Consider the following 12,047-nt stretch of genomic DNA (forward strand, 5'->3'; position numbering starts at 1 on the left):
GGAACCCAGGAAATGATCGAGAACAAGCAACCAGCCGCCGACACGCCGCGCGAACACCCGAACCGCGCCGGAAGGACACGTCATGACCGCCACCGCACCCACGGCCCCTACTGCACCTGGGGTGCGGTCCTGGTGGGGAATCCCGTACGCCACGGCCGAGCGATACCGCCGTCCCGTGGTCGTGGATTTCGCTCCGGACCGCCCCTATGACCGCAAGGGTGTCGCCCCCGTCCAGCCCGACAGCGGCGACTGGCTCGAAGCGGACAGCGGAACGGGCGAGGACTGCCTGAACCTGAACGTGTGGGCCCCCGAGAAGCCGGCCGGCAAGGCACTGCCGGTGGCCGTGTACATCCATGGCGGCGGATTCGAGTACGGCGCGAACACACAGATCACCTCGAACGCCGCCGGCCTCGCCACGACAGGGCGGGTGGTGGGGGTGTCGATCAACTACCGGCTCGGCGCGCTGGGTGCGCTCTCGCTCTCGCAGTATGGCGGCGCCCTGGCTGAGGCCAGCAACCTCTTCCTCCAGGACGTCATCGCCGCGCTCACCTGGATCCAGCGGAACATCGCCCACTTCGGCGGCGATCCCGACAACGTCACCGTCTACGGCCACAGTGCCGGCGCCTATACCACCTTCGGGCTGCTCGGGGCCTCCTCCGCCGACGGCCTGTACCGGCGGCTGGGCGGGTTCTCCGGCGGGCCCGCCCGCAGCATTCCGGCCTGGTGGGCCGAGGAGCTCGCGCACCGGTTCGTCACCGAACTCGGCGTCGCGGGCAACCCGGAGAAACTGCTCGACCTCGACACGACCTCCCTGAGGGACGCCTTGAGCAAGGTCGCCCCGACGGATCTCGGAGTCCGGGGCGGGGTGGACAACCAGGCCACCGGGGTCGTCCTGGACCTCGGGCAGCCCGGCGCGGTGGTGCACGCCCACCCCATGGACGTCCTGGCCTCGGGGGCGCACCGCGATGTCGACGTGCTGCTGAGCATGGCCAGCGACGACATGGGCTGGTGGGTGGCGAACGACTTCGACCGGTTCGACCCGGGCACCGTCGACCGCATCGTCGACGAGGTCGCGGGGTGGCGTATTTCCCGCTCCCGCGCGAAGAAGATCGTCGATGCCTACGACCAGGACGGACGCACCCCTGCCGAGGTCCGCGCCGCGGTCATGGCGGACTACCTCTTCGCGCTCCCGGCCGCCCGCGGCGCCCTGGCTCATGCCGCCGCGGGCGGCAACGCCCATCTCCTCCTGATCGGGCCCGCCGAGGGCGCGCCCGCCGTGCACGGCACCGAGATGTACGCCCTGGTCGGCCAGGAACAGCCGGGCCGCAGCGCGGATCAGGCCGAGCGCGACACGCGTATCCGCGACCTCGTGCTCGACTTCGCCACCGGCGAGCAGACCCGTCTGTGGCCCGCCGTCACGGACCGGCCCACCTCGGAAAGCGTCGGCCACCCGCCCTTCGAGGCCACCGCCCACTACCAGCAGTCCCTCGACCTGTGGGAGGGCGTCGCCCGGCCCTGACGGCCGGCTGGGGATACCGAGCAGCGCGCCAAGGGGGACAAACAGAGGGAGGAACTCAAATGAGCCAATCGACAGCGGCCGGTGACGCCGTACCGGCGACGATGCGGGCGGTCGTCGTGACCAGGACCGGCGGCCTCGACGCACTGGAGATCAAGGATGTGCCGGTGCCCGTACGCGAGCCCGGCTGGGTGCGGATCAAGGTAAAAGCGTTCGGCGTCAACGAGTCCGAGGTCACCACCCGCAAGGGCGAGTCGAGCCCGGACGTCACCTACCCGCGCGTCCCCGGCATCGAGGGCGTCGGCGTGGTCGATGAGGCCGACGAGGCCGGCGGGCTGCGGCCGGGACAGCAGGTGGCCACGATGATGGGCGGCATGGGCCGCTCGTACGACGGCGCGTACGCCCAGTACGTGACCGTCCCCGCGGAGCAGGTCATCCCGTTCGAGACCGGCCTGCCGTGGGAGGTCGTCGGTGCGCTTCCGGAGATGTTCCAGACCGCGTACGGCTCCCTCACCACCGGCCTCGGCCTGCAGGCGGGGCAGACGCTGCTGATCCGCGGCGGCACCTCCACGGTCGGGCTGAGCGCGGCCACGATCGCGAAGGACCTCGGAGCCACCGTGCTGTCCACCACCCGCAGCCCGGAGAGGGCCGGGGAACTGCGGGCCGCGGGCGTCGACCATCCCCTCATCGACAACGGCACTATCGCCGAACAAGCGCGCGAGCTGGTGCCGGACGGCGTCGACGCCGCGCTGGAACTGGTGGGCTGCTCGGTCCTCGCCGACACCCTCCGCACCGTCCGCCGGGACGGCACCGTCTGCTTCACCGGAGCCCTTGCGGGCCAGTGGACGATCCCCGACTTCTCCCCGTTCATGATCCCCTTCGGGGTGCGGCTGACGTCCTACGGCGGTCAGGCCGCCGACCTCCCCGCCGACGTCCTCGCCCACCAGCTCCAGGCCATCGCCGCAGGACGCCTCAACGTCCCGATCGCGAAGGTCTACCACGGCCTGGAAAAGGTCCGTGACGCCCAGGCCGACCTCGAGTCCGGCACCACGCCGGGCAAGCACGTCGTCGTCCTGGACGACTGAGACCTGAGCAACGGCAACCAACCACCCCGTCGTTTCCGAAGGAGAGAACAGATGCCAGACCAGACAGCAGCAGACTTCTTCGGTGCCACGACCACTCGGCCCCCGTTGGACCCGGAGCTCGCGCCCGTCGAGGAGGCGCGGGGCGCAGTTTTTCCGGCCCTGTCGGATGAGACCCTGCCAGAGATCCGACGGCAGATCGCGAAGGGTTCTCCCGGGTTGGATTCGGAGGCTCTGACGGCGGGCGGCAGAGTGCGGGTGGAGGAGCGCCGGGTACCGGGGCCGGAAGGCGCGCCGGACATCACTCTGCTGATCCTCAGCCCCGTCGAGGACCGAGGCCGCAAGGGAGGCATCCTCAGCCTCCACGGTGGCGGGATGATCATGGGGGGACGCCGGGACCACGTGAGTCATCTCCTGCCCCATGTGATCGAGGGGAGTGCGGTCGTCGTGTCGGTCGAGTACCGGCTGGCGCCGGATCACCCCGATCCCGCGCCGGTCGAGGACTGCTACGCGGGGCTGGTGTGGATGGCGAAGAACGCGGCCGAGCTCGGTATCGACCCCGAGCGGCTCCTGATCGCCGGAGTCAGTGGCGGTGGCGGCCTCGCGGCGGGGACCGCGCTGCTCGCCCGCGACCGTGCCTTTCCCGAGCTCAGCCATCAGATTCTGATCTGCCCCATGCTCGACGACCGCTTCGAGACGCACAGCAGTCGCATGGTGGACCGCGAAGGCGTATGGGACCGCTACAGCAACCTGTACGCGTGGACCTCCGTGCTGGGCGAGCGGCGCGGCGGCCCGGACGTGTCGCAGTACGCCGCGCCGGCCCGCGCCGAGGACCTCAGCCGGCTGCCGCGCACCTACATCGACACCGGCTCGGCCGAGGGGTTCCGCGACGAGATCCTGAGCTACGCCGGCCGCCTGTGCGAGGCGGGCGTGAGCGTCGATCTCCACATGTGGGGCGGCGGCTTCCACTCGTCCGACCTGACCGTGGATCAGGCGGCTGTGTCGCGCGCTTCCAATGCGACCCGTGAGGAGTTCATCCGGCGGGCTCTCGCTCCTTGAGCGGAGCTCCGAATCGATTGGCTGTCCCGTACGGTCAAGGGCCGCGGGCCGCCGCCGCGCTCTGCTCACGGATCGGTCGTGGTGTCGCGGGCCGCGAAGGCGGCCGGGGTGAGGCCGGTGCGGTCGCGGAAGAAGCGGCCGAAGTTCGCGGGGTCGGTGAAGCCGAGGTGGACGGCCACAACCCTGGCGTCCCACCGGGCATCTCCCAGCAGGCGCCGGGCTTCGAGGAGGCGCCGCTCGTCGATGAGTTCGCGTACTCCCTTGCCGGTGACGTCCTGGGCGGCGCGGCTGAGGGTGCGGACCGAGCAGCCTAGCAACTCAGCGTAGTCGGCGGCGTGGTGCAGTTCGCGAAAGTGCAGCTCCAGGGCGTCCAGGAAGCGTCCGTACCAGTCGGCGCGGCCCCTGCCGGCCGTGGCCGTGCCGATGGGGGCGATGCCGGGGGAGTTGGCCAGGCGCAGCAGCAGCGATTCGAGCAGGCTGCGCCGCAGGGCGTGGTGGATGGCGAGGGGGCGGCGCCCCAGCGCGCGGTGTTCATCCAGGAGCTGGAACGCCGTCTGCTGGAGCCAGACGGTGTCATCGGGGTGCGGGCTGAGCACGGCAGGCGCCTCGTGCGCGATGAGCGGGGCCAGGAGACCGGCGGTGCCGGGCGTCAGCACGTCCGGTTCGAACAGGATGAACGGGCCGCGGGCCGTGCCGGGCGGATGGAAGCACAGTGCGTGCCCGGGACGCACCCACAGCCACTGGCCGGGCGCGATGATTCGCGTGACGTGGTCGACGTCGTGCCGCAACTCACCCTCGGTGACCAGGATCAGGTAGTAGAAGGTGACGCGGACCGGACGGGGTGGATTCCACGGCCAGCCGTCGTGCTGGGCGAAAAAATCCTCGACGGTACTCACCTCAAGGCCGTACGGAGTACCGACCCGGGGCTGGAAACCGTACAACGGAACCGCGACCGGTTCGCTCGGCCTGAGGTGTCGCTTATCGACCATCACGTGTCCGCAGTCTACTGCTCTGTTTGCCGATTTCGAGGGAAGGATGGGACCTGCCGCTGCGACCGCGTGTCGCGCCTCCGCGTCCTTCGCTGCCACAGCCCGTCACCACCTGAGGAGGTCCACCACCCATGAACGGATCGACCCTGCAGAAGACCGCCGCCGACTGCGCGGAGGAACTTCCCGGAGCGCAGTTGGAGCATCCCTTCGGCCCCGACTGGGAGGTCTTCAAGGTCCGCGGCAAGGTCTTCATGCTGATGACCGAGGTTCCGGGGCGCCCCGTCGTGATCCTCAAGGCGGACCCCGGCGAGGCCCTCGCCTTGCGGGAGCGCAACAGCCACATCACCCCCGGCTACCACATGAACAAAAAGCACTGGATCACACTGGAGGACGGGGAAGACGTCGACGAAAAGCTGGTCGAGGAACTCGTCACCGACTCCTACTTGCTCGTGGTCTCCCACCTGCCCAAAGCCGAGCAGCCCGTCGACCCGCACATCTACGGCAGCGCCACGCGGGCGACCCGGTGAGCGCGGCCGGAGACCGGCTCCAAGACACCGCGCGCGCCACGGCGCTCGCGCTGCCCGGGACGGACCACGGTTACCCGTTCACCGAGCACCTGGACGTGTACAAAGTGGCAGGCAAGGTGTTCCTGATCGTCACCGACGACCCGGACGACCAGATCATCACGGTCAAGTGCGAACCCGAACACGCCCGCGCGCAAGAACGTGACCACGCCTCGATCACCCCGGGCCGCTATCTCGACAAACGGCATTGGATCTCACTGGGGCCCGGCCCGGGCATCACCAAGCGACTGATCACTGACGCCGTCGAGAATTCCTACGACCTGGTCGTCGAGCGGCTGCCTCGACGCGACCGCCCTGGTGCTCGATGAGCGCCGCGAGTTCCCGCCTTCGACCCGAGAGTCCGATGGAACCGATCGAACCGCCCCTGCCGCTCTTCGACGAGGAGCCCGCCCGGCCACTCGCCGACCGCCTGCGCCCGACGCAGCTGAACGATGTCGTCGGGCAGGACCACCTCCTGGCCCCGGACGCCCCGCTGGGCCGCATGGTCGCCCAGCAGCGCCTCGGCTCCGCCATCCTGTGGGGGCCGCCCGGCGTCGGGAAAACGACCATCGCCCGGCTCCTCGCGGACGGCAGCAACCTGACCTTCGAGTCGGTGTCGGCCACCTTCTCCGGCGTGGCCGATCTGCGGAAGGTCTTCGCCGCCGCACGAAACCGGCGCAGTGTCGGCCAGGGCACCCTGCTGTTCGTCGACGAGATCCACCGCTTCAACCGCGCCCAGCAGGACAGCTTCCTTCCCTACGTCGAGGACGGCACGATCGCCCTGATCGGCGCCACCACGGAGAACCCGAGCTTCGAACTCAACGGCGCCCTCCTCTCCCGCACCCAGGTCTTCGTCCTCAAACGCCTCGACGAAGCCGCGCTGTCCACGCTGCTCGACCGCGCCGAGCAGCTCACCGGCCACCGGCTGCCCCTGGACGACGACGCCCGCCGCGCCCTGATGGCGACGGCCGCTACCTCCTCAACATGGCCGAACAGCTCCAGGCCCTCCCGGACAGCGAGACACCCCTGGACACCACCGCGCTCGCCCACCACATCCAGCAGCGCGCCCCGCTCTACGACAAGGCGCAGGAGAGCCACTACAACCTGATCTCCGCACTGCACAAGTCGATGCGCGGCTCCGACCCGGACGCGGCTCTGTACTGGTTCGCCCGCATGCTCGACGGTGGCGAGGATCCGCTGTACGTGGCTCGCCGCCTGGTCCGCTTCGCCAGCGAGGACATCGGCATGGCCGACCCGCAGGCGGTCCAGCAGACGCTCGCCGCCTGGGACGTGTACGAGCGGCTCGGCTCCCCCGAGGGCGAATTGGCGATCGCCCAGGCCGTCGTCTACCTCGCCACCGCGCCGAAGTCCATCGCCGTCTACCGCGGCTTCAACGCGGCACACCGCGCCGCCCGACGCACCGGCTCGCTCATGCCGCCCGCCCACATCCTCAACGCCCCGACCCGGCTGATGAAGGACCTCGGCTACGGCAAGGACTACCAGTACGACCCGGACACCGCCGACGGCTTCTCCGGTGCCGACTACTTCCCCGGCGGCATGGACCGCGAGACGTATTACCAGCCCACCCAAAACGGCTACGAGATCGAGATCGCCGAGCGCCTGCGCCACTGGGCTGCCTCGCGTGCTCGCCGACAACACGAATGACCGGGCCGACTGCCGCCGGAGCGGGTCGAATAGGCCCGCCGACACCTGATCGCCGACCACCTCGACATCACATCACCGGCTCCCACTGGGGACCGCACCGCGCCAAAGCTGTCCCCAACCCGCGCCATGACGGCCAACGGCGACCTCGACTGGTTGCCTGGTGGCATGACTGAGAAGAAGGTTTGGTTCATCACCGGTGCCGGCCGCTGCCTGGGCACGGACATCGCCCGCGAGGCCCTCGCGGCCGGCCGCCGGGTCGTCGCCACCGGCCGGCGACCGGTCGAGACTGACCAGCGCCGTGGTACCTGGTTGGATCCGTAAGCGGCCAAGATCAGCGTCTCGGCCCGGACGGTGTTGCGGGCGGACGCCCTTGATGTGGAGGTCCACACCGAGGAGAATTACCGAAGCCGCATCCGAAATCAGGGTCTGGTTGACACCTCACGTGTGAGGCCTTCGGCCTTGCTTGAGAGGATGCCATCGTGCCCAAGCCCTATCCCCGTGAGTTCCGTGACGTCGTGATCGCTGTGGCCCGTCGTGGTGAGGCCCCGTTGAAGCGGGTCGCGAAGGATTTCGGGATCTCCGAGTCGTGTCTGGCCAACTGGCTGCGCGGCGCCGATGTCGAGGACGGCGCCCGCCCCGGAGTAACGCGGGACGAGTCCACTGAGCTGCGAGAATTGCGCAAACGCAACCGGCTGCTGGAGCAGGAGAAGGAGGTCCTGCGCGAAGCCGCGGCCTATTTGGCGCAGGGCAACCTGCTGGGAAAATAGCGTTCCCGCTCGTCCGTGAACTGGCCGCGGCCGGCGCCTCCGTGCGGGTGCCGGTGGCGGTGACGTGCAGGGTGCTGGGGATCTCCCAGCAGGCCTACTGCCAGTGGCGTTCGTCCCCGGTCTCGCAGCGGGACTGGGGCGACGCGCATCTGATCGACGCTGCGCTCGAGATCCACGCCGACGACCCGGCCGACGGATACCGGTTCATCGCCGAGGAACTCGCCTGCCGCGGCTTCACCGCCCCGGAGAACCGGGTGTGGCGGATCTGCTCCACGCAGCAGATCTTCTCGTTGCACGCCAAGAAGAAAGGCTGTTTCCGTAAGGCCGGGCCACCGGTGCACGACGACCTCGTGCGCCGCGACTTCACCGCTACCGCGCCGGATACCAAGTGGTTGACCGATATCACCGAACATCCCATCGGCGAGGGCAAGCTGTACTTGTGTGCGGTCGAGGACTGCTACTCCAACAAGATCGTCGGATACTCCATCGCCTCGCACATGCGGGCCTCACTCGCCGTCAGCGCGCTGCGCAACGCGATCGCACTGCGCAACCCAGCCGGTGTCGTGGTCCACTCCGATCGCGGCGCCCAGTTCCGGTCGGCCACCTACCGTCGCCTGCTGGGCGCTCACGGGCTGAACGGGTCGATGGGCCGGGGCGGCGCGTGCGGGGACAACGCCGCGATGGAATCGTTCTTCTCGTTGCTGCAAAAGAATGTTCTCGACACCCGACGGTGGCGTACCCGGGAGGAACTGCGGTTGGCGATCGTGTCCTGGATCGAGACGAAGTACCACCGCAAACGCCGCCAACGCGCCCTGGGCAAGCTCACCCCAGTCGAGGTTGAGACCATCTACACCACCGCAACAGCGGCCTGAGAAACAGTCAGCCCCCGGTGTCAACCGAAGTCTGGGCAGACCCATCTGTCGTGCAGGGCGATCAAGGGTTCGGCCACGGCAGCGTCGAAGAGCGCCGCCGCTGGCGTTTTCGGGCCCGCCTCGGAGGTATTCGGCGCGTTCCTCACCGAATACGGCTGGCAGCGGGTCGACCAGTGCGGTCCTGCCGAGTTCACCGACCGCTACCTGCGCCCGAGCAGCCGCATGATGCCAACGTCGGAGCTCGAGCGGTCCGTCCACGCCGAACTCCGCTGGCGCGATTCAGGGGACGCTAGTGCTTTTCGGGGGCGGCGGCTGGTCGCGCCGGCTGCGTGAACTCGCATTTAGCCGCGCAAGCGTGCTGGCGGCCTCGGAAGCCGTCCAGGGGTCTTCTGACGCAGAAGCGGACTTGAGGAGCTTCACCACCGCGGTGTGCCCGCACTACACCGATGCCGGCTCACCGATCGCCGTCTACGCCGTCCCGCGGCACGAGCGCGTCGACCTGGTCGGCTGCGACCTGGACAACGACGACGAGTACGACGTCGTGGGCCTTGACCCCATCTGCGTGCTGACGGTGGCCCACACCCCGTGACGCGTGCAGGGCAGACCACCGTAGATCGCTGCGACGGTGACGAGGCTCGACGTGCAGATCGAGCAGCAGTCCATGCCACCAAGGCGGTCTGCAACAACTTGGGCCGCCCTGACGACATAGGTGAGCATGACCGACGACGACACACCATCACAGCCGGGAACCGGTGTGCCCACCACGCCTCCCTCTCCTCCTGCGGTGGCGCGGCCGCGGCTGCGGGAGCTGTCGCCGAGGACGATGTGGCTGACCGCAGTCGTGATCGCGGTGCTGACAGCGGCCGCGGTGGTGGTGTTGTGGTGGCCGGCGACGGCCGGGCTCAACGGCGCCGAGGTGGTGTCCGCACGGTTGGATGCGCTGAAGGTCGGCTTGAGCGTCGCGGTCGGCAGTGGCGGTGTGGTCGCGCTGTACCTGTCCTGGCGACGCCAGCACTCCACCGAGGCTGACCTGGACAACCGCGAACGCGCGCCCTCGCCCACCAGGAGCACGACGCGGCTGAGCGGCGGCTGACCGAGCTGTATCTCAAGGCCGTGGAGCAGCCCGGCTCGCCGCAGGCCGCGATCCGCCATGGCGGCCTCTACGCCCTCGAACGGGTCGCGCAGGACAACCCGCCTCAGCGGCAGACGGTGGTCAACATGATCTCCGCCTACCTCCGCAACCCCTGCGACCCGCCCCCAGAGACCGGCCGACCCCACCCGCTGGGCATCCGACGACCCCTGCTCCGATCAGCCACCGCCGCCCGCTCTGCGCCTACGCCGGCCCGCGATGGCGGCCGCGAGGCTCTGTTGCAGGAACGCGAGGTCCGCCTCACTGCCCAACGCGTTCTGCAGTTGCATCGCCGCCCCGGACCGGACGCGCCGTAGATACGGTGCCCTGCCCTTGACTGTGGCCAGGCCGGCGAGTTTAGTTCACTATCTAGACGAAGTGGTCCAGCGAGGCGCTGCCGAACCCGCACCTTCTCCCCAAATGAGGTCATGCACACGGGTGTGTGTGGTGGGCGGGGCGTCACTGAGGAGGCAATCGTGCAGGATCGCCACCCATCCCACGCAGATGATCCGATCGTTCGCCGTTCGCAGTTCTCACGCCGGACGTTCCTCGGCGCAGGCGCAGTCGTTGCTGCTGGGGCGACGTTGGGACTGGCCGGGCCGGCGTTCGCGGACACGGGCAAGCTGAGTGGAGAAACTCCGTTCGGGCCCGTTGTTGTGGCGAACCCGGGCGGACGTACGTCCTACGCCCGGGCCGCGCGTCTTACCGCCGGGCAGCCTGCTGGGACGTCGCGGACTCTGCTCGCAACGTTTCAAGGTGGGGGCGGTCCGGGTTTCCCGCTGTACCGGAGCGACGACGATGGCCGCACCTGGGACAAGCAGGGCAGTGTGCCCAACGCCGATGAGGCCACCGGATTCTCTCTTCAGCCGTTCCTCTACGAACTGCCTCGGGCGTTCGCGGGCCTGCCCAAGGGCGCATTGCTCTTCGCCTGCAACTGGCTGGACAGCTTCACCAGCACCAACATCCAGCTTTATGCCAGCACAGATGGCGGCCTCACCTGGCAGTTCCTGAGTACGGTTGCCCAGGGCGGACCGCCCAACACGACGAACGGCGCGACGCCGGTGTGGGAGCCTTTCCTGCTGCTGCACAACAACAGGCTGATCTGCTACTACTCCGACCAGCGGGACCCGAACTTCGGTCAGAAGCTCGCCCACCAGACCAGCACGGACCTGCGCACGTGGGGTCCCGTGGTCGACGATGCGACCGGAACGACGTACGCCGAACGGCCGGGCATGACCACCGTAGCCAGGCTGAAAAGGGACCTGTGGATCATGACCTACGAATTCGGGGCGCCCGACGACCCCGGTAACCCCGACCAAAACAACTACACCTACCACGTGCACTACCGGATCGCGAAGGACCCGGAGTCGTTTCGGTTCTCCAGGGACACCCCGCTCCTCGACCAGAACGGTTATGCGCCGAACGGAGCGCCCGTGGTGTCGTGGACGGACTCGGGTGGGCCGAACGGAACGATCATCGTCACGGATAACGACGATCAGGATTTCTTCATCAACCGCGACCTTGGCAACGCCAAGAAGTGGACGCGGCTGTCCTCGCCGATGCCGGCTGGGTACAGCCGGTTCACCATTCCCCTCGGTGGTCCCGGGAGCCCTCTGAAGCGTGGCCTGGTCTTCGTCATCACGGGAGCACAGTACGGAAAGTCCGCCCCAGTCGAGGCGGGCATCATCTCGGTAGGCGGCTGCGAGAACGCGGGCCACCGACGGCAATAGCGATACCGCCTGCTAAGTCGATCGCGGCCTGCTCAGCACCCCCCAACCGCATCTGCGGCCGGTGGACCCGGCCGTTGGCCCGGCGCTGTCGGCCCGGGATACGGTTCGCCGTATCCAGGTGGTGGCCCGGTGTCACCGCGGCGGCGGCGCACCGCGCTCTGGGTTTCGCTGGTCGCGGCCGGGGTGTCCGTGGCGGTGGTGCTGGTGACCGGTTTCGTGGTGCCGGGCTTCTTCCTGCGTCACGATCGGTCGCCCGGCACTGCGGCGGCGAGCTCGCAGGTCCCGTCCACCGGCGGGCCGACGACGTCGAGGACACCGTTCTCCCGGAGCGACCCCGGGCAGCTGCAGGCTGCTCGGCAGGTAACCGAGGAGTTCCTGTGTTGCCTTAATGCCAACGCGATCGACGGCCCGGGCGGCGCGAAGGCCATGGGGTGCCCCGGTTCGGAGTCCCTGCTCGGCGGCACACTGCTCGCCGTAGCGCCGCCCACGCAGCTTGCGATTCCGACGCAGGGCGAGGTGCGCTTCCGCGACCCCGTGATAGAAGTCGACGTCGCCGGTGTGACTAACCAGCGCGCTGTCACAGGCTATGTCCGGCTCCAACCTTGGCAGGACCACCAACCGTGTGTCCGTATCTTGGTGGTCCGGTAGGCACCGGCGTTCGATGCCGTTCGACGA

General features: G+C 68.9%; 12 protein-coding genes and 2 pseudogenes. 13 read left to right on the top strand and 1 reads right to left on the bottom strand.

The genetic code is table 11. From position 1 onward, the window contains the following. Positions 1–76: 76 nt before the first annotated feature. The 3 genes and pseudogenes from CF165_RS13945 to CF165_RS13955 all read left to right on the top strand — a co-directional run. Positions 77–1,519, top strand: a pseudogene (locus CF165_RS13945) (carboxylesterase family protein); the annotation flags it as partial. A 59-nt stretch (positions 1,520–1,578) separates the two neighbouring features. Next, complete coding sequence (locus CF165_RS13950) at positions 1,579–2,601, top strand: alcohol dehydrogenase catalytic domain-containing protein (RefSeq protein WP_093947931.1); 1,023 nt, start codon at positions 1,579–1,581, stop codon at positions 2,599–2,601. A 51-nt stretch (positions 2,602–2,652) separates the two neighbouring features. Next, complete coding sequence (locus CF165_RS13955; protein ID WP_093947932.1) at positions 2,653–3,657, top strand: alpha/beta hydrolase fold domain-containing protein; 1,005 nt, start codon at positions 2,653–2,655, stop codon at positions 3,655–3,657. Positions 3,658–3,722: 65 nt separating this feature from the next. On the opposite strand, the gene CF165_RS13960 is transcribed toward CF165_RS13955, so the two are convergent. Next, positions 3,723–4,553 (bottom strand): helix-turn-helix domain-containing protein, encoded by an 831-nt coding sequence (locus CF165_RS13960; RefSeq protein ID WP_240521584.1) that lies wholly within the window; start codon positions 4,551–4,553, stop codon positions 3,723–3,725. A 224-nt stretch (positions 4,554–4,777) separates the two neighbouring features. On the opposite strand from CF165_RS13960, the gene CF165_RS13965 reads away from it, so the two are divergent. The 10 genes and pseudogenes from CF165_RS13965 (at position 4,778) to CF165_RS14000 (ending at position 12,020) form a co-directional block, all read left to right on the top strand. Further along, a complete protein-coding gene (locus CF165_RS13965; protein WP_093947934.1) occupies positions 4,778–5,173 on the top strand; it encodes an MmcQ/YjbR family DNA-binding protein in 396 nt (131 codons plus the stop codon). Beyond that, a complete protein-coding gene (locus CF165_RS13970; RefSeq protein ID WP_093947935.1) occupies positions 5,170–5,538 on the top strand; it encodes an MmcQ/YjbR family DNA-binding protein in 369 nt (122 codons plus the stop codon). Before CF165_RS13965 ends, CF165_RS13970 begins: the two co-directional genes overlap by 4 nt. A gap of 35 nt (positions 5,539–5,573) precedes the next feature. Next, a pseudogene (locus tag CF165_RS52595) lies at positions 5,574–6,008 on the top strand (AAA family ATPase); the annotation flags it as partial. A gap of 185 nt (positions 6,009–6,193) precedes the next feature. Beyond that, a complete protein-coding gene (locus CF165_RS52600; RefSeq protein ID WP_240521585.1) occupies positions 6,194–6,874 on the top strand; it encodes an AAA family ATPase in 681 nt (226 codons plus the stop codon). Between the two features lie 165 nt (positions 6,875–7,039). Next, positions 7,040–7,195, top strand: a complete 156-nt coding sequence (locus CF165_RS50190; RefSeq protein WP_205660853.1) for a hypothetical protein — start codon at positions 7,040–7,042, stop codon at positions 7,193–7,195. Positions 7,196–7,353: 158 nt separating this feature from the next. After that, positions 7,354–8,513 (top strand): IS3 family transposase gene (locus CF165_RS13985; protein ID WP_093947937.1). Its coding sequence is split into 2 segments (ribosomal slippage): positions 7,354–7,620 and positions 7,623–8,513, totalling 1,158 coding nucleotides; the frame shifts between segments, so codons are not numbered across the junction. Between the two features lie 406 nt (positions 8,514–8,919). Then, the gene (locus CF165_RS50200; RefSeq protein WP_143268577.1) at positions 8,920–9,102 is read left to right on the top strand and encodes a hypothetical protein; all 183 of its coding nucleotides are present in this window, start codon (positions 8,920–8,922) and stop codon (positions 9,100–9,102) included. Between the two features lie 126 nt (positions 9,103–9,228). Beyond that, complete coding sequence (locus tag CF165_RS13990) at positions 9,229–9,606, top strand: hypothetical protein (protein ID WP_143268579.1); 378 nt, start codon at positions 9,229–9,231, stop codon at positions 9,604–9,606. A gap of 512 nt (positions 9,607–10,118) precedes the next feature. Continuing rightward, positions 10,119–11,372 (top strand): sialidase family protein, encoded by a 1,254-nt coding sequence (locus CF165_RS13995; protein WP_205660854.1) that lies wholly within the window; start codon positions 10,119–10,121, stop codon positions 11,370–11,372. Between the two features lie 129 nt (positions 11,373–11,501). Beyond that, on the top strand, positions 11,502–12,020 hold the full coding sequence (locus tag CF165_RS14000; RefSeq protein ID WP_093947940.1) for a hypothetical protein: 519 nt from the start codon (positions 11,502–11,504) through the stop codon (positions 12,018–12,020). The last annotated feature ends 27 nt before the right edge of the window (positions 12,021–12,047 follow it).

This window comes from Amycolatopsis vastitatis, from assembly GCF_002234595.1.
Lineage (GTDB): Bacteria > Actinomycetota > Actinomycetes > Mycobacteriales > Pseudonocardiaceae > Amycolatopsis > Amycolatopsis vastitatis.